The sequence below is a fragment of the Mycobacterium sp. D16R24 genome, assembly GCF_002013385.1.
GTDB lineage: Bacteria > Actinomycetota > Actinomycetes > Mycobacteriales > Mycobacteriaceae > Mycobacterium.
Genome location: NZ_MAEV01000011.1, coordinates 114,756 through 132,255, shown reverse-complemented (window position 1 = coordinate 132,255; position 17,500 = coordinate 114,756). Strand labels below are relative to the sequence as shown.

Sequence of the window (17,500 nt, the reverse complement as noted above, 5' to 3'; positions counted from 1 at the left end):
ATCGGCCACTTATCCCGACATGCATACAACAATGTTGACTATATGACACACGGTGTCCTAGAGTGGCAGTCGAACATCCCGAGACCAGAAAGGAGCACGGAAATGGCCAGCACACTTCACGACACCAAGTCCGACCTGATGGATTGCGCCGAGCGCAGCATGGAAACGCACTTCTCCGACTCGGAGTGGACCACACGACAAAAGGTCGCGCTCACGTGCCGAGCACTCTTCGACCGCGGACATGATTCCGGCCTCGCCGGACAAATCACCGCACGCGCGGAGGAACCAGGCACCTTCTACACACAACGGCTCGGACTCGGATTCGACGAGATAACCGAGGAGAATCTGCTACTCGTCGATGAGGACCTGAACGTTCTCGAAGGGTCCGGAATGGCCAACCCCGCCAACCGCTTCCACAGCTGGATCTACCGAGCCCGCCCCGACGTGCGGTGCATCGTGCATACCCATCCGTTCCATGTCGCGGCGCTGTCCATGCTGGAGACACCACTCGTGGTGTCGCAGATGGATATCGCACCCCTGTATGACGACTGCGCCTTCCTGCCCGATTGGCCGGGCGTACCCGTCGGAAACGAAGAGGGTGAAATCATCTCGGCCGCATTGGGTGACAAGAAGGCGATACTGCTCGCCCACCACGGCCATGTCGTCGCCGGCGCCTCCGTCGAAGAATCCTGTTCGCTGGCGGTGTTGATCGAGCGCGGAGCCAAGCTGCAGCTGGCCGCCATGGCGGCGGGTACTATCGCCCCCCTTCCCGACCGGCTGGCCCGCGAGGCCCACGACTGGACGCTCACCCCCAGGCGCAGCATCGCCAACTTCGCGTACTACGCCCGTACCGCGCTCGCCAATCACCCTGAGACCCTGAGGAAAACCACATGACATCCACACCCCAGTTCCGCGGAATCATTGCCTACCCGGTGACTCCCTTCCTTCCCGACGACACCGTGGACACCGATCGACTCGCCGAACTTGTGTCCCGGCTCGTCGATGATGGCGCTCACGCCATCGCGCCGCTGGGGAGCACGGGCGAGTCCGCCTATCTTGAGGAACGCGAATTCGACGCCGTCGTTGACACCACCGTGGCCGCCGTGAACAAGAGGGTGCCCGTCATCGTTGGGGCCTCGGATCTCACCACCGCCAACACCATTCGACGGGCACGTCACGCCCAGCAGGCCGGAGCCGACGCGGTGATGGTGCTGCCGGTCTCGTACTGGAAGCTCAGCGACCGCGAGATCGCGCAGCACTTCGCCTCCGTGGCCGCAGCCATCGACATTCCGGTGATGGCCTACAACAACCCCGCCACCAGCGGCGTGGACATGAAACCTGAACTCCTGGTGTCGATGTTCCGCGATATCGACAACTTCACCATGGTCAAGGAATCGACGGGCGACCTCAACCGGATGCTCGGCATCCAACGCCTCAGCGACGGACAGCTACCCTTCTACAACGGCAGCAATCCCCTGGTGCTCGACGCACTCAACGCGGGCGCATCCGGATGGTGCACCGCCGCACCATGTTTGGTGCCACAGCCGTGCCTGGATCTCTACGAGGCCGTGCGGGCCGGACGCCACGACGACGCCGCGTCGATCTACCAGGGACTCAAGCCGCTGCTTCAGTTCATCGTCGCGGGCGGGTTGCCGACCACCGTCAAGGCCGGATTGGACCTGCAGGGGCGTGCGGTCGGCGATCCGAGGCGCCCATTGCTCCCGCTGGATTCCGAGGGTCGCGAAACGCTGAAGGGCATCCTCGCGTCCACTTCTTAATGATAATGGTTATCATTATCATGTGACCACAGTCCAGCTCTTACCCGTAACCGTGCTCTCCGGATTCCTCGGAGCGGGGAAAACCACCCTTCTCAACCACATCCTTGCCAATACCGAGGGACGTCGCGTCGCGGTGATCGTCAACGATATGAGCGAGGTGAACATCGACGCCGCCCTCGTTGCGGGCACAGGACACCTGGACCGCACCGAGGAACGGCTCGTCGAGCTCACCAACGGCTGTATCTGCTGCACCTTGCGCGAAGATCTGATCGAAGCCGTCGGAGACCTGGCCCGGCAGAACCGATTTGACCAGCTCGTCATTGAGTCGACAGGCATCTCCGAGCCCATGCCGGTAGCCGCCTCGTTCACCTGGGAGTTCGAGGACGGAACCAGCCTCGGCCAGGTCGCCAAACTCGACACCATGGTGACGGTCGTCGACGCCTGCACCTTCCTGCCCGAACTGGCGCGCGGTGAGGCGCTGGCCGACCGCGATATGGCCGCCGCCGACGGCGACGGCCGGTCCATCGCTGATCTGCTCACCGATCAGGTGGAGTTCGCCGACGTTCTGATCCTCAACAAGGTGGATCTGGTCAACGAACGGACCCTCGGGATGGTGGAGACGCTGCTGCGCCGCCTCAATCCGTCGGCGACGATCGTGCGCTCCACCGGCGGCGCCGTCGACCTCGACCTCGTGCTGCAGACGGGATTGTTCGACCCGGACCTGGCCGCCCAAACACCCGGCTGGGACGAGGAGATCGCCGACGGGCACACACCCGAGACCGAGGAATACGGCATCAGCAGCATGACCTTCCGCTCGGACCGCCCGTTTCACCCGCAGCGCCTCAACATGGCGCTGGAATCTCTGCAAGGACTATTGCGCAGCAAGGGATTCTGCTGGATCGCCAGCCGTCCCGATATCGCCGCGATCTGGTCGCAGGCGGGGCCGAATCTGACGATCGAACCCGCCCAGTTCTGGCACGGCACCGAGGTCGCGCCGGGCCAGGAGATCGTCTTCATCGGGGTACGGCTGGACCGCCCGCGCGTGCAGCATCTCCTGGAGTCCGCGGTGCTCACCGACGACGAGCTCGCCGAGGGTTCCGCGGCGTGGCTCGGTTATCCCGATCCCCTGCCGACCTGGGGTGTCATGCACGCCCACTAGCCCCGGCGGCTCATCGCAGCCTTCTTCGCCCGGTTCCCGCAGCGTGGCACAGGCCGGACAACTGCAGGTGCTGGCCGCGGGTGCCACCGACCAGATCGACAGAGCACAGCCATTCTTTGAGGTCATCGGGGCGCGCACGTGGCGATTGGGCGACGTGCCGAGACAGGCCAACGTCGTCAAGATCATCGGGAACTTCCTCATCGCGTCGGCCATTCAGTCGTTGAGTGAGGCCGTCAGCATGGCTGAACGATCCGGCGTGGACTCCGAACTGCTGGTGGACTTTGCTGACCAGCACCTTGTTCCAGGGCCCGGCGTACAGCAGCTACGGCAAGCTCATCGCCACTTCCACCTACCAACCCGCAGGATTCACAACTACCTTGGGCCGCAAAGATGTTGGCCTGGCACTCGATGTTGCGGCGGACACTGGCCTGCGACTGCCGTTCGGCGAGGTACTGCGGGCGGTTCTCGATGAGGCGCTGGCCAACAGACAGGCCGACCTGGGCTGGTCGTCGATCGCCGATCTGCAGCGGGCGCGCGACGCGGGGTGACTATGGCATGAAGTCCGCAGGAAATGCCTCACGTACGCAGGCGAATTGCACTGTCCCGCACATGTCCGAACGCATGCGCGCCGAGGCGCACGTCGGACACTAGCCCGGGACGTGGCCGGCGTCCGGCTCGTGCCCGAAAACGAAGCGGCGACCGGTGATCTGCGCCGGGATGATCCGCACGTAATGCAGTTTCACGGTGGGTATCCATGGGTACAGGCCGCCCCGGTCGGCCTCGTCGATGTCGGCCGACGAGTTCAGTATCTGTGCCGCACCGCGCACGACGACGCTCCAGCCACCGATATCGTTGTGATCGTCCGCCTCGAACAGCACCTCGTCGCTCACGACCGCACCGAAAAGCTTGGTGCCCTCGGCCGTCCGGAACAGCACGGTGCCGCGCTGGGTCACGAAGTTGATCGGGAAGATCTCGGGTCTGCTATCGATCACCACCACCAATCTGCCTAGCTTGGCGCTCGACAGCAGGGTCCAGCTTTCGCACTGTTCGAGCAGGGTCACGGGTTGCGAATCGGGCGTCATGACGCCGATGATCGCCGATCGCAGCATCCCGAACTAGATGCGAAGGTCCCTACGTGAGGGCGGCGATCAGCGAATGAAAATCCTTGATTCCACGTGGATCTACTCCCATATACGTCAGATAGGAGATGCCGAGTTCTTCGCGAAGCGCGAGGACCCGCTCGATGAGCTCCCCCTTGGACCCGTGCAGCAGAGTGGGCGACGCGAGTAACTGATCATCGGAATCATGTGGCCGGTATACGCGCATGAGCCCCAAGTCCGGTGAGCGGTCGATAGCGACATCGAAGATCCCCAAGTTCAGCTCCGGCGAGTCGGCGCGGTGACCGGCCGCCTCCAGTACGTATGCGGCACGTTCGGCGAGATCGGCACGCGTCTTCGCATCGGAGATGGCGATGATATCGGCTTGCTGTGCCGCGAGTTTCAGAATCTTGTCGCCCTTGCCCGCGATCATGATCGGTACGGGAGACTGAACTGGCCGTGGCCAATGATGCGGGCTGGAAAGTAGCCCGCGTACCGCGCCGACGGCATCGGCGAGCTGCTGCACACGGCGGCCCGGACTCAGGAATGGCACTCCCGCTGCCTCGTATTCCTGCTGGACATATCCGGCCCCCAATCCGATCTCGACACGACCGTCGGTGAGACGGTCAGCCGTCGCGATGTCGCGCGCAAGTAGACGCGGAGAGTAGAAACCTGTGGTCAGCACGAAACTTCCAACGCGGATCGTCGTCGAAACGCTCGCAGCGGCGAGCATTACCGGGAAGGGTGCACCGACACCGAGGTGGTCGGGAACCACAATGACGTCAACACCGCAATCCTCGGCCTGCCGCACCTGATCGCGAATCTGACCAATGTCCCCATGAGAGATCAGATTCGCCCCAAACCGAAATCCATGTCTAATCACCGAGATTCCCACCTCTCAAGATCTGGACCAAGCACTTGTTTGGTGTTATGCAGGTCTGAGGCTACCGGTTGCGAGGAGGCAATGACATGGTCTATCGAGTGGTCCAGTGGGCGACCGGTGAAGTGGGCAGGGCCGCGATCAATGCGGTGATCGCACACCCTGAACTACAGCTGGTGGGGTGCTGGGTGCACTCACCGCAGAAGACCGGCGTCGATGTCGGCGAGCTCATCGGCCAGGCACCCATGGGCGTCACAACGACCAACAGTCTGGACGACATCCTCGCTCTGGAAGCCGATTGCGTGATCTATAGCCCGCTGCTCCCCAACCCGTCGGAGGTCACGGCATTGCTCGCCTCAAGCAAAAACGTGGTCACCCCGGTCGGCTGGTTCTACCCCGACACTTCCGGCCATGATCTGGATGCCACTGCCCGCCAGGCCGGAGTCACACTGCACGGCACAGGAATTGATCCCGGCGGTATCACTGATCTATATCCATTGATCTTCTCGTCCATGACCTCTGCTGTCACCTATGTGCGCGCCGAGGAGTACTCGGACATCCGCACCTATGGCGCGCCGGATGTCATCCGATACATCATGAAGTTTGGCGGCACACCCGAAGAAGCAATCAGCGGACCGATGCCCAAACTGTTGGGCGGCGGGTTCAAACAGTCCCTACGAATGATCCTCGACGGTATGGGTTTCACAGAGGTGGAGATCCGACCGAATCTCAAGGTCGCCGTCGCCACCTCGGACATCGATTCTCCGATAGGCGTCATCCGACCCGGATGCGTGGCCGGTCAGCAATTCTCGTGGGAGGCATTTGTCGGGGACGAGGCGGTCGCGCGAATCGCCGTGAACTGGCTGATGGGCGAAGAACACTTGGAACCCGCCTGGACCTTCGGCCCAAGTGGTCCGCGCTACGAGGTCGAGGTGCGCGGCACCCCCTCGTCGTTGTGCACGATCACCGGCTTTCATCCCCACAGCGTCGAGGCCGGGCTCGTCGCCAACGAGGGCGTCGTCGCGACGGCGGCGCACTGCGTCAACTCGGTGCCCTATGTCTGCCAGGCTCAGCCCGGACTCAAGTCATACCTCGACCTTCCGCTCATCGCGGGCAGAGCGCATCCTCGGCTCCACCGGTGGCCGACGGAGCCGAGGACCGCTCCTTAAGCGGGCGTCCTTACGGGATGAACCGGTAGCTCTCGATCCCTCGGACCCGTCGCTCTTCGACGTGCTGGAGGTGGCAGGGTTTGGCAGCCCTCTGAAGAGTCGCCGAGGGGCGGCCCTTCAGGCTCTGCACACCATGTGAGTGCGCTGACATGAGCGATAGATGTGACCAAATCCAGAATGAGATATTCCGCGAAATGCCTTGCAGAACTGCAATATTCAGCGCTTGAGTGCTTCACTCGACTAAGGCGAACCGGCCTTCTCTCCCTCTTCGAAGATGGCTGAGGCGGGTCCGACGATCAGCGGGTCCGGGGCGCCCACGACCTCCACGTCTTTGTTGTCATAGTCGAATTGCGAGAGCACGTGGCGCATCGCCTCCAGCCGGGCACGTTTCTTGTCATTGCTCTTGACCACCGTCCACGGCGCAAAGTCGGTGTCGGTGTAGAAGAACGTGGCCTCTTTGGCCTCGGTGTAGGCGTCCCACTTGTCAAGAGACGCGAGGTCGGTCGGCGAGAGCTTCCAGTGCCGGACGGGGTCGGTGCGCCGGGCCGCGAACCGGGCCATCTGTTCCTTGCGGCTCACCGAGAACCACAACTTGATCAGGTGTGTCCCTGAATTCACCAGCATGCGTTCGTATTCCGGTGCCTCGCGCAAGAATTCGGCACATTGCGCGGGCGTGCAATAACCCATTACCCGCTCGACACCCGCGCGGTTGTACCAGGAGCGGTCCATCAGCACGATCTCCCCGCCGCTGGGCAGGTGGGCCGTGTATCGCTGGAAATACCACTGACTCTGTTCCACCGGTGTCGGCTTCTCCAGCGCCACCACGCGGGCACCACGTGGATTGAGGTGCTCGGTGAACCTCTTGATCGACCCGCCCTTCCCGGCGGCGTCGCGGCCTTCGAAGACGATGCAGATCTTCTCGCCGTTCTCCTTGACCCACAGCTGCAGCTTGAGAAGCTCGATCTGCAATTTGCGCTTGGCCTTCTCGTATTCCTTGCGGGTGATTTTCTCGTCGTAGGGATAGCCCTGTTTCCAGGCATCCTTGGCCTCTTTGTTGCGTTTGATTCCACCGCGCAGACTCGCGAGTTCATCGAGTTCGGCTGCGTAGTCCACCGTGACGGAAGCGTTGTGTTTCTTTTCCTCGCCCATAGATGCAGCATCCCACGTGGGCGCAAAGTCCCACGCCGGAAACCCCCGGCCAGATCAGGCCAGACGTCCGGCCAACCTCGGTGGAATCAGGCGCATGATCAAGGTCACCGGGGCCCACGGCCAGCGCGGCACAGCGGCACGTCCGGGCTCCCTCTCGATGGCATCCACCATCGCCGTCACACCAGTCTTGGTATCCACCATCATCGGCGTGGTCGGCGATTTGGCGCTCAGGTCGGTCTGGATGTAGCCGGGCTCGATGGTGCTGACTTTGATGGGACCGCTCGCGTATTCGGCACGCAGCGACTCACCCAGCGAGGACAGCCCGGCCTTGCTGGCCGCGTAGGCGGCCTTGGTGCCGGGCAGCCCCTTGGCCGCGGTGACCGACGAGATGAGCACCAGGTGCCCGTGGCCCTGCTCTTTGAACAGCGCGAGCGCCGCCTCGATCTGCACCAGGGCACCAATGAGATTGGTTTCGATGGTCTGGATGTTGGCCCACGACTTGCCGCCACCCAGATGCCAGCCCTTGGCGATACCGGCGTTCACGACCACGCGATCCAGACCGCCGAGCTCCTCGCGCAGCTCACCGAAGACCACCGGCACCGAGTCGTGGTCGGTGACGTCCAGGGACCGCACGGCGACCGAGATGCCCGGGTTGGCGGCCAACAGCTCAGCCTTGAGTTCTTCCAGCGCCTCGGTGCGCCGGGCACACAGCGCCAGGTCGCGTCCCTTCGCGGCGAACTGACGGGCCATCTCGGCGCCCAGGCCGGAGCTCGCCCCGGTGATAAGGATCTTCTGTCGCGTCACGTCGCCACTTTATTTGAGGAGCCGCGAGAGCCGACGGTCGGCCAGCACCTTGCCGCCGGTCTGGCATGTCGGGCAGTACTGGAACGACTTGTCGGCGAACGACACCTCCCGCACCACATCGCCGCACACCGGGCAGGGCATACCGGTTCGCGCGTGCACCCGCAATCCGGATCGCTTCTCCCCCTTGAGAGTCGCCGCTTGCTGCCCCACGCTGCGCTCCACCGCGTCGTTGAGGACCGACTGCATCGCCTCGTACAACGCCGCCAGCTGGCCCTCAGTGAGCGCCTTTCCGCTGGCGAAGGGCGACAGCTTGGCCACATGCAGGATCTCGTCGCTGTAGGCGTTGCCAATCCCGGCGATCACTCGCTGGTCGGTGATCACGTTCTTCAGACGTGCGGTGGTGCCGGACAAGATATCGGCCAATCCAGCGGCGGTCAGAGTGAGCGCGTCGGGCCCCAAGGATTCGATCTGCGGCACCGAGGCCGGGTCGGACACGACCCACACGGCCAAACGCTTTTGGGTGCCGGCCTCGGTGAGATCGAATCCCGGAGCCGCAGCGCCGGCGACATTGGCCCCCGGAGCCGCAGCGCCGGCGACATTCAATCCCGGTGCATCGCCAGGCGTTCCAAGATGCACCCGCAGTGCGATGGGCCCCTTGCCCGGCTTGAGCGGCGCTGCCGCCAGCTTGTCCGACCAGCGCAGCCACCCGGCGCGCGACAGGTGGGTAATCAGATACAGATCCCCAGCCTGCAGGCCAAGGTACTTACCCCAGCGCGTCGCGCCCGTGACCGTCCGGCCGTACAGGGCGGTGATCGGCGGATCAAAGGACTTGAGCACCGAGAACGCCGAGACGTCGATGCGGGTGATGGTGGTCCCGGTCGCGTGACGACGCAAGTAATCGGCGAGCGCCTCGACTTCCGGTAGTTCGGGCATGCGCTCAGTCTGCCTCTACTCGCCGACACTCCGCAGGAGGTAAGTGTCCATAATCCATCCATGTTCGGCCCGGGCCGATGCACGAACCTCGGCGATTCGGGCACCTACCTCGCCGACCGCCCCCGACACCAACAGCTCGTGTTCGGTGCCCAGGTAGGCGCCCCACCAGATCTGTGTCGACGGCTCCAGCTGCCGAAACGCACAATCACCGTCGAGCATCACCACCACGGTTCCGGTGCGGGGCCACTCGTCCAGCAACCGGCGCCCGGTCGTGATGAGCACAGGTTCCCCGATACCGTTCAGCACAATCCGGTGCCGTGCGGTGAGCGCGGAAATCGCCGTAATACCCGGCAGCACGTCGTACTCGAATGCATGGGGATCGTCTCCCAGGATCGCATCCAGAATCCGCAGCGTGCTGTCGTAGAGCGAAGGATCCCCCCAGGCCAGAAAGGCGCCAACCCCGTTCTCTGGCAGCTCGGAAGCAATTGCTTTGCCCCACAAGGCAGCCCGTTCTGCATGCCACTGCGACACCGCGCCACGATACTCACCCTTGCCGCGCACCGGGTCGGACAGTTCAACGAAGCGATAGTCCGGGTCGGTGATGTAGCGCTCGCAGATATGGCGACGCAGTTCGACCAGATCGCCCTTCGTGTCGCCTTTGTCGGTAACGAAGAAGACATCGACCTCGTTAAGCGCCGCGATGGCCTGCACGGTCAGGTATTCGGGGTGGCCTGCGCCGATCCCGATGATGCGAATCCGTCGCATAGCGCCTTAAGAAGCAGCCGAATTGGGAGTCAACACCGCCGAGATCTCCTCGGTGATCGCCGATACGGTGAGCAGGTTGCCGATGAAATCGCCCAACTGCTCGTCGCTCTGAGTCTCGACAACACCGGGAGTCACCAACAACGAGGCGGCGATCCGGAAGCTCCACTCGGCTGCGGCCCGGACGTTGATGCTGGCCAGCTGCCCCTCGGTGAGTAACTTGCGGAAGTACGGGGCCAGCAACACGGTCGTCTGGTCGATGAACGGACGGGCCTTGACCGTCAGGTACGGCAGCACCTGCTCGGGGTTCTCCTTGAGGCCCTTCTGCAGCAACGGATGGTGGCGACCGTGCTGGACGATGCGCACGATGGCATCGATGAATCCGGTGCGCGGCGTCTTGGCCGTCGCGAAGACCGGTTCCAGAATCTCTCCGAAACGCAAGAATTCGCGATGGAACAGCGCCTCGATGATCGCGGCCTGGTCGCCCACGTGCTTGTAGACGGTGGGCCGCGACAGGCCGGCCTTCTTGGCGATCAGCGCATGCAGGCGCGCCTCGTAGCCATGTTCCAGCAAGCATTCTTCGGCGGCATCGAGGATTCGACGGCGAATCTCGCCGTGATCGCGGGTGCGGCCACGATGGCTCGACCGGCTCACTTTCATCGGTGCCTACTTTCGTTCGCCACAAAAATTACGTGGCACTTCGCGTCTCATTTGACGCCTCAACCTGCAACGTTTACGTTTGACATCCTAACGGAAAGGGCGGCCAACGGTGACCGCGACCCTCAATAACGGCCCCACTCGCGAGGAGTACTCGGACCGGCTGCTCAAAGGTTCCGTGCGCCGGTCTCACCAGCCGATGGTCGACCTGGACTGGGACGCGCCGTTAGATCCCGACAAGTACTTCCTTCCCTCGAAGGCAATCTCGCTGTACGGCACCGACGTCTGGAACAACATGTCACGCGCCGAACAGATTGAGCTGTCCAAGCACGAGATGGCCAACGTCCTGTCGGTCGGCATCTGGTTCTCGAACATCCTGAATCAGAGCCTGCTGCGCGCTCTCATGCACGCCAGACCGAACAGCAGCGAAACCTTCTATTCGCTCACCGAGATCGGCGACGAGACCCGGCATATGACGATGTTCGGTAAGGCGATATCGCAAGCCGGGGTCGAGCCCTACCGGCTGCCGCTCTACCAGGTGGCTGGTAGAGCGGCAGCCACCTGGTCCTCAGGGCCCGATGCTCTGGGTCGCCGCCCTGATCGGCGAGGAGATCTTCGACGCGATACCGCGCGAGATGATGGACGATCCCGAGCTGCAACCAATGGTCGCTCGGCTCATGCGAATTCACGTCACCGAGGAAGCTCGGCACATCCAGTTCGCCCGTGACGGCCTGCGTCAGCGTGTCGATAAACTGCCGTGGCACGCGCGCTTCATCGTCCGGCACGTCAACGGCTTCGGCGGCCCCATCTTCATGTATCTGTTCACGAATCCGACGATGTACCGCAATGTCGGGTTGCCCGGATATCAAACCCAGCGGATCGCGTACCGCAACAAGAACTTCCGCGAGACGCAACAGCTCGGTTTCGCACCGCTCTACAACTTCCTGACTGGTATCGGCCTGATGGGCGGAACGTCACGCTGGATGTGGCGCAAAGCAAAGTTCGTCGCATGATGGATGACGACCTGTACGACGGCCCCGCGGTCATCACCGCGGGGGAGTTCACCGTCGAGTCCCAGGTGCGGCTGATCGGGTTCTTCAACCCGCTGGACGGCAAGTTCCACTGGCAAGGAACGACCTACGCCAAGCCGGAGGGCGGGGAGCTCAGGGGCGGCACCCAGGTCACTATCGCCGTGGGCGAGACCAGCGCGCCGGGGCGGATCATCGAGCAGACCCCATGGGGCCACTTTTCGGTGGCAGGTGTCGGCGCACCGCCGTACCCGCTACCCGAGATCGAGCTCGACGTCGCCAACTGACTTATCGGTGCGCAGACCACGCCAGCTGGAATGCTTGAGAATGCCGCCGGGCGTCCGATCGCCGTAGCGGACTTCGCCAACCAGCACCGGCTCGACAAACTGCACATCCTTGGCCTCGACCGCCGAAAGCGATGCACTAAAAGGGGATTCATCGCGGTGCAACGGTTCTAGCCGCTCCTTGAGTGACGCCAATTCCTTGTCCGTGAACCCGGTACCGACCCGTCCCGCATAACGAAGGCCGCCTTCGTCCGGAATCCCCATCAGCAGCGCCCCGATCCCGCTGCTGCGCCCGCCCTGCCCCTTCCGCCACCCACCGATGACGACCTCTTGGCTGCTCCAGTTCTTCGCCTTGATCCAGGACTGAGTGCGGCCCGGGGCGTAACTGGAATCGAGCCTCTTGGCGACGACGCCCTCCCACCCCTGGTCATACGAATGCGCCAGCGCCGTAGCACCATCGCCGTTCAAAGGTTCTGGCACGGTCATCGTCTCGGTGCCGGAACCGAGCACGGCGAGCAGTCGGCGCCGATCACGATACTGATTGTGCAGCAATGCTTTTCCATCCAGATAGAGCAGATCGAAAGCCCAGAATTCCGTCTCCGTACCGGCCGTCCGATTTTGCAGCAGCGAGAAGCTGGGCAGCCCCTTCGAATCCAGTACGACAACCTCGCCGTCCAGAATCACACGGTGATCGGCCAATTCGTGGGCGAGCCGCTGCAAGGCGGGGAACTCCGCGGTGACGTCGCGCCCGCTGCGCGCCAAGGCCCTCAGCCGGCCATGGTCGCATTCGAGAATGAGGCGGTAGCCGTCCCACTTGCCTTCGAAGGCCCACTCATCGGCCGCCAGGCCCGCCACAGATCCCGTGGCGGGCAACATCGGCGCGAGGCCGGCCGGCATGGTGGCGGGTGATCGCTGATCCTTCATTCGGTGCGCCAGCCACTGCTTGCCACCGGTTCGGATCAGCGCATACCGCCCCGAGATTCGCGTGCCATGCAGGGTGACAACGACCTCTCCTTTCGCCCCGCCGTCGGGCCCGGAGTCGTCGCGTGGATCGATGAACTTCTCCGTGTCGTAGGTGCCCGAGTCCCAGATGGTCACCTCCCCCGCGCCGTACTCCCCCTTCGGAATGGTGCCCTCGAAGGTCCCGTACTCCAGCGGGTGATCCTCGGTGTGCACCGCAAGGTGGTTGACCGAGGGTTCCATGGGCAGATTCTTGGGAACGGCCCACGAGACCAGCACACCGTCACGCTCCAGCCGGAAGTCGTAGTGCAGTGCGGTGGCGTGATGCTCCTGGATGACAAACGAACTGCCGTGGCCTGCCTGCGGTTCGACGGCAGGCACCGGTTCGGGAGTGCGCGCAGGATCGCGCATGCTGCGGTAGGTGGACAGCCTGTCCTCGACGATCTCGACATCGTCAAGGCCGGCCAGCAGATCACCCTCACGTTCGGCGCGCGCCAGCACTTCGTCGAAACGCAGCTGACGCAGCTCCGGATCGTCCAGTTCCTCCCAGGTACGCGGCGCGGCAACGGTCGGCGCGGCGCGACCGCGCAATGAGTACGGGGCAACCGTCGTTTTGGAACCGCTGTTCTGACTCCAGTCAACGAATACTTTGCCCGCACGCAGCTCCCGGGTCATCGTCGCCGTCACCAGATCCGGCATCGACTGCTCCAGCTGGACCGCGACCTTTCGGGCGACGGTCACCGCACCGGATGAGCTGACCGGTTGCACCAGCGGCACGTACAGGTGAAGGCCCTTGCTACCGCTGGTCACGGGGAAGGTGGTCAGACCGATATCGTCGAGTACCTCGCGCACCGCTCGAGCGACCTGTGCCAGCTGCGACAAGCCCACCCCCTCGCCTGGATCCAGATCGAATACCAATCGCGTTGCCGGACCGGGATTTTCGCCAACGAATCGCCATTGCGGCACATGTACTTCCAGCGCCGCCTGCTGGGCTATCCAGGCCAGCGCCACCGAGGTGTCGATCAACGGGTAGGTGACGTAGCGGGATTTGTGCTCGATGCGCCGCCGCGGAAGCCAATCCGGAGCCGACGACGCCAGGTCCTTCTCGAAGAACGATGGCTGGCCAACTCCATTCGGCCAGCGCTTACGGGTGACCGGACGCCCCACGATATGCGGCAGCATGAAGGGCGCAATGGCGGTGTAGTAGCCGAAAATATCGGCTTTGGTGGTCCCGGTATCCGGGTACAGCACCTTTTCCGCGTTGGTAAGGCGCACAGAAGGTCCCGAAGTTGGCTGCGTGGGCCATACTTGGGATATGCGTTCCATCTGGAAGGGCTCCCTCGCCTTCGGGCTGGTGAACGTCCCTGTCAAGGTATACAGCGCGACCGAGGATCACGACCTCAAGTTCCATCAGGTCCACAACAAGGACAACGGGCGGATCCGCTACAAACGCACCTGCGAAGAATGCGGTGAGATCGTCGAGTTCCGGGACATCAACAAGGCCTACGAGGCCGAGGACGGCCGCACCGTCGTCATCACCGATGAGGATCTCGCGAGCCTGCCCGCCGAGTCCAGCCGCGAGATCGAGGTGCTGGAGTTCATTCCCGCCGCCGAACTCGACCCGCTGATGTACGACAAGAGTTACTACCTGGAGCCGGATAGCAAGTCGTCGAAATCGTATGTGCTGCTGGCACAGACACTCGCGAAGACCGATCGGGTAGCGATCGTGCATTTCGCGCTGCGTAACAAGACACGGCTCGCGGCCTTGCGGGTCAAGGACTTCGGCACGCGTCAGGTGATGATCATCCACACGCTGCTTTGGCCCGACGAGATTCGTGAACCCGACTTCCCGGTGCTGGACCAGGACGTGAAGATCAAACCGGCCGAACTGTCGATGGCTGGTCAGGTGGTGGAGTCGATGGCCGACGATTTTGATCCGAGCCGGTATAACGACACATACCAGTCGCAGCTGCTGGAGATGGTCGAGGCGAAGCTTGAAGGTGGCGAGGCGTTCACCAAGGAAGAGGCGCCCACCGAACTCGACGCTACCGATGTCTCGGACCTGCTGGCCAAGCTCGAGGCGAGCGTCAAGAAACGTCAGGCGGCGAAGGCCAGCACCAACTAGCCACCGGACACCGCAGGCCCCGCGGGAAGGGGCCTCGCCGCATCCCAAAGTTTCGGGTACTCTAACTTTTCTATTCGGTGTACTTGAAATCAGGAGGCGTGGGTGCTCGAGCGGCAAAAGCAAGCGCGACCGGTGCGCGGGTTCTCGCTACTCGGGCCCGCCTTCGTCGCAGCCATTGCCTATGTCGACCCTGGGAACGTCGCCTCGAATGTCAGCGCCGGCGCCAAGTACGGCTTCCTGCTGGTGTGGGTGATCGTCACCGCCAACGTGATGGCCGGGCTGGTGCAGTACCTCTCGGCGAAACTCGGCCTCGTCACTGGGCGGTCACTGCCGGAGGCCGTCGGCGATCGCATGTCACGGCCCACCCGAATCGCGTTCTGGCTACAGGCCGAATTGGTTGCCATGGCAACAGATTTGGCCGAGGTTGTGGGCGGGGCCATCGCACTGTATCTGCTGTTCGACCTGCCGCTGCTCATCGGCGGTGTCATCACCGGAATCGTCTCGATGGTGCTACTTGCCGTACAGGATCGCCGCGGACAACGTTCTTTCGAATATGTGATCTCCGCACTACTGGCCATCATCGCGATCGGATTCCTCGCCAGTGTCGTGGTGGAACCGCCGCCACTGGCCGCGACGGCCGCGGGACTGATCCCACGCTTCCAGGGCGCCGAAAGCCTGATGCTGGCGACGGCAATGCTAGGTGCCACGGTCATGCCGCATGCGGTCTACCTGCACTCCGGCCTGGCCCGGGACCGGCACGGGAATCCGGAAAAGGGCGAGCCGCGACGCAGGCTGCTGCGCGTTACCCGCTGGGACGTGAGCCTGGCGATGCTGTTCGCCGGCGCCGTCAACATGGCCATGCTGCTGGTGGCAGCCACGAATCTGCAGGGTCGCGACGGCGTCGACACCATCGAAGGTGCCCATGCCGCTGTACGCGACAGCCTGGGCCCCACCGTGGCTCTGTTGTTCGCAATCGGCCTGCTGGCATCCGGGCTCGCCTCGTCCTCGGTCGGTGCCTATGCCGGCGCGATGATCATGCAAGGACTCTTGCGCCGCTCCATCCCCATCGTGACGCGGCGGCTCATCACCCTGCTACCTGCGCTGGCGATCCTCGCAGTCGGCATCGACCCCACCCGGGCACTTGTCGTATCGCAGGTGGTGCTGTCGTTCGGCATCCCCTTCGCCCTCATACCCCTCATCCGGCTGACCAGCGATCGAGGGCTGATGGGCACCGATGTCAACCACCGCGTGACGACAATGCTGGGCTGGATCATCGCCGCACTCATCACACTGCTGAACGCGGTGCTAGTTTTCCTTACCCTTGCAAACTAGTTTTGCCTGGGAGTAGGCTGTGGGTTATGAAACGAATCCTGCCTTCGGCCAGTCGATTTGGGCTGGCAATTGGAGTCGTTGCTAGTGGTTTGTTCGTTGGCGGTATCGCCTCCGCAGCCCCGGCAAAGGCCGATCCAGACATTTGCGGCTCGGTGGACACCTACCCGCGAGTGACCGTATGCGCGGACGGCAACTGGGATCGCGGTTGGCGCGGCGGCCACGGCAACGGCTGGGGCAAGGGCCACTGGAAGCACGGCGACTGGGACTGACTCAGCGCCGCTGACAGACCCACCGAACACCCGGATACTTCACAGCGCGAACCGCTAGATAGGCCCGCTGCTCGAGTAGCCATCACCCGAACGCGGTCCGAATCGCCGCGCATAGTCCTCGTGAATCCACACGTCCTTCTGACGCTTGAGCACATCGACCAGGCCCGGATCCAGATCATGCTGCACAAGCCGGTGACGGCGCCACACCTTGTTGAGGGCGTGCGCCATGATCAGCACCCACACGTAGATGGGCACCGTCATTTCCATGTGGACGTATAGCGAGGCGGGCAACAGCCAGAACGGCGCGAGGATGAACAGAGGCGGAATCGCACAGCGCAGAATGTGCCGGCGCACCGCACCCTTGCCCGCCAGATCATGGGCGACCCAGTCCTTCATCGAGTCAGGCAGACGGCGCCCGTAGCAGTAGGCGATGTACTGAAGAAGATTCGGACGATCGGCGGCCATAACTAAATTGTAGACTAATAATTAGTGCACTAACTAATGATTAGGATGGTGAGAATGACCGCAGTCTCACCCGACGTAGACCCGCTGGCCCTGGAGCGACAGGTGTGCTTCGCGCTGGCCGTCACCAATCGCGCGGTGCTCGCCGTCTACCGGCCGCTGCTCGCGCCGCTCGGGATCACCCACCCCCAGTATCTGGTGATGTTGGCACTCTGGGATCACGCCAAGAGCGGGGGCGAGGGCGCGCGGGAGGCCTTGTCCGTCAAGCAGATAGCGGCCCTCTTGCAAACAGATTCGGCGACCATCTCCCCCATGCTCAAGCGGCTCGAGACATTGGGGCTCATCACTCGTCCGCGCAGCGTTGCCGACGAGCGCACCACCCACGTCACCCTCACCACACAGGGCGCCGCGCTGCGCGATGAGGCACTCAAGGTCCCCGCGGCCGTGGTGGAACGTCTCGGGGTCGATCTCGCCGAACTTGAGCACCTACATGCGGTGCTGACCAGGATCAATAGCGCCGCACTCGCCGCCGGCGCCTTGGACACCGGGTAGTCCGGAAGAGCGCCGTGTGGCGTCTGCCACACATCCCTGTACACCGACCGGTTTGCGTGCTGCAATCAGAGGTAGACCGATCGATATACCAGGAGGTCAT

Annotated in this window: 18 protein-coding genes and 3 pseudogenes; 11 read left to right on the top strand and 10 right to left on the bottom strand. The window is 63.3% G+C overall.

Features of this window, described 5'->3' with window-relative positions:
- Positions 1-102 precede the first annotated feature (102 nt).
- The 4 genes and pseudogenes from B4383_RS09715 to B4383_RS09700 form a co-directional block, all read left to right on the top strand.
- Positions 103-894 carry an aldolase gene (locus B4383_RS09715; protein ID WP_078290504.1) on the top strand — a complete coding sequence of 264 codons (792 nt, stop codon included), beginning with the start codon at positions 103-105 and terminating at the stop codon, positions 892-894.
- A complete protein-coding gene (locus B4383_RS09710) occupies positions 891-1,778 on the top strand; it encodes a dihydrodipicolinate synthase family protein (RefSeq protein WP_078290503.1) in 888 nt (295 codons plus the stop codon). Before B4383_RS09715 ends, B4383_RS09710 begins: the two co-directional genes overlap by 4 nt.
- A gap of 22 nt (positions 1,779-1,800) precedes the next feature.
- Complete coding sequence (locus B4383_RS09705) at positions 1,801-2,937, top strand: GTP-binding protein (RefSeq protein ID WP_078290502.1); 1,137 nt, start codon at positions 1,801-1,803, stop codon at positions 2,935-2,937.
- Between the two features lie 43 nt (positions 2,938-2,980).
- Positions 2,981-3,485: pseudogene (locus B4383_RS09700) on the top strand (NAD-binding protein); the annotation flags it as partial.
- 99 nt (positions 3,486-3,584) lie between these two features.
- Here B4383_RS09700 and B4383_RS09695 read toward each other — a convergent pair.
- The gene (locus tag B4383_RS09695; RefSeq protein ID WP_078290613.1) at positions 3,585-4,019 is read right to left on the bottom strand and encodes a pyridoxamine 5'-phosphate oxidase family protein; all 435 of its coding nucleotides are present in this window, start codon (positions 4,017-4,019) and stop codon (positions 3,585-3,587) included.
- A 49-nt stretch (positions 4,020-4,068) separates the two neighbouring features.
- Positions 4,069-4,917 (bottom strand): TIGR03621 family F420-dependent LLM class oxidoreductase, encoded by an 849-nt coding sequence (locus B4383_RS09690; protein WP_286144067.1) that lies wholly within the window; start codon positions 4,915-4,917, stop codon positions 4,069-4,071.
- An 86-nt stretch (positions 4,918-5,003) separates the two neighbouring features.
- On the opposite strand from B4383_RS09690, the gene B4383_RS09685 reads away from it, so the two are divergent.
- On the top strand, positions 5,004-6,083 hold the full coding sequence (locus B4383_RS09685) for a dihydrodipicolinate reductase (RefSeq protein WP_078290501.1): 1,080 nt from the start codon (positions 5,004-5,006) through the stop codon (positions 6,081-6,083).
- 240 nt (positions 6,084-6,323) lie between these two features.
- On the opposite strand, the gene ppk2 is transcribed toward B4383_RS09685, so the two are convergent.
- From ppk2 to B4383_RS09660, 6 genes and pseudogenes are all read right to left on the bottom strand, one after another.
- Positions 6,324-7,232: a polyphosphate kinase 2 gene (gene ppk2 / locus B4383_RS09680; RefSeq protein WP_078290500.1), complete on the bottom strand. Its 909-nt coding sequence runs from the start codon at positions 7,230-7,232 to the stop codon at positions 6,324-6,326.
- A 54-nt stretch (positions 7,233-7,286) separates the two neighbouring features.
- Positions 7,287-8,036: an SDR family oxidoreductase gene (locus B4383_RS09675; RefSeq protein ID WP_078290499.1), complete on the bottom strand. Its 750-nt coding sequence runs from the start codon at positions 8,034-8,036 to the stop codon at positions 7,287-7,289.
- A gap of 9 nt (positions 8,037-8,045) precedes the next feature.
- On the bottom strand, positions 8,046-8,513 hold the full coding sequence (locus tag B4383_RS27110) for a zinc finger domain-containing protein (protein ID WP_286144071.1): 468 nt from the start codon (positions 8,511-8,513) through the stop codon (positions 8,046-8,048).
- Positions 8,514-8,726: 213 nt separating this feature from the next.
- Positions 8,727-8,969: pseudogene (locus tag B4383_RS27105) on the bottom strand (DNA-formamidopyrimidine glycosylase family protein); the annotation flags it as partial.
- A 15-nt stretch (positions 8,970-8,984) separates the two neighbouring features.
- Positions 8,985-9,734: a precorrin-6A synthase (deacetylating) gene (cobF, locus tag B4383_RS09665; RefSeq protein ID WP_078290497.1), complete on the bottom strand. Its 750-nt coding sequence runs from the start codon at positions 9,732-9,734 to the stop codon at positions 8,985-8,987.
- Positions 9,735-9,740: 6 nt separating this feature from the next.
- A complete protein-coding gene (locus tag B4383_RS09660; RefSeq protein ID WP_078290496.1) occupies positions 9,741-10,391 on the bottom strand; it encodes a TetR/AcrR family transcriptional regulator in 651 nt (216 codons plus the stop codon).
- A 109-nt stretch (positions 10,392-10,500) separates the two neighbouring features.
- Here B4383_RS09660 and B4383_RS09655 point away from each other — a divergent pair.
- Positions 10,501-11,401, top strand: a pseudogene (locus B4383_RS09655) (diiron oxygenase).
- Complete coding sequence (locus tag B4383_RS09650) at positions 11,398-11,703, top strand: DUF4873 domain-containing protein (protein ID WP_078290495.1); 306 nt, start codon at positions 11,398-11,400, stop codon at positions 11,701-11,703. Before B4383_RS09655 ends, B4383_RS09650 begins: the two are co-directional and overlap by 4 nt.
- Here B4383_RS09650 and B4383_RS09645 read toward each other — a convergent pair.
- Positions 11,671-13,986: an ATP-dependent DNA ligase gene (locus B4383_RS09645; RefSeq protein ID WP_078290494.1), complete on the bottom strand. Its 2,316-nt coding sequence runs from the start codon at positions 13,984-13,986 to the stop codon at positions 11,671-11,673. The genes B4383_RS09650 and B4383_RS09645 overlap by 33 nt on opposite strands.
- Here B4383_RS09645 and B4383_RS09640 point away from each other — a divergent pair.
- The 3 genes from B4383_RS09640 (at position 13,976) to B4383_RS09630 (ending at position 16,386) form a co-directional block, all read left to right on the top strand.
- Positions 13,976-14,785: a Ku protein gene (locus B4383_RS09640; protein WP_078290493.1), complete on the top strand. Its 810-nt coding sequence runs from the start codon at positions 13,976-13,978 to the stop codon at positions 14,783-14,785. The two genes, B4383_RS09645 and B4383_RS09640, sit on opposite strands and share 11 nt — an antisense overlap.
- Before the next feature lie 102 nt (positions 14,786-14,887).
- On the top strand, positions 14,888-16,117 hold the full coding sequence (locus B4383_RS09635; RefSeq protein WP_078290492.1) for an Nramp family divalent metal transporter: 1,230 nt from the start codon (positions 14,888-14,890) through the stop codon (positions 16,115-16,117).
- 89 nt (positions 16,118-16,206) lie between these two features.
- Positions 16,207-16,386, top strand: a complete 180-nt coding sequence (locus B4383_RS09630; RefSeq protein ID WP_078290491.1) for a hypothetical protein — start codon at positions 16,207-16,209, stop codon at positions 16,384-16,386.
- A gap of 54 nt (positions 16,387-16,440) precedes the next feature.
- Here B4383_RS09630 and B4383_RS09625 read toward each other — a convergent pair whose 3' ends face one another.
- On the bottom strand, positions 16,441-16,851 hold the full coding sequence (locus B4383_RS09625; protein ID WP_078290490.1) for a DUF5313 domain-containing protein: 411 nt from the start codon (positions 16,849-16,851) through the stop codon (positions 16,441-16,443).
- 54 nt (positions 16,852-16,905) lie between these two features.
- On the opposite strand from B4383_RS09625, the gene B4383_RS09620 reads away from it, so the two are divergent.
- A complete protein-coding gene (locus B4383_RS09620) occupies positions 16,906-17,400 on the top strand; it encodes a MarR family transcriptional regulator (RefSeq protein WP_078290489.1) in 495 nt (164 codons plus the stop codon).
- Positions 17,401-17,500: the final 100 nt, after the last annotated feature.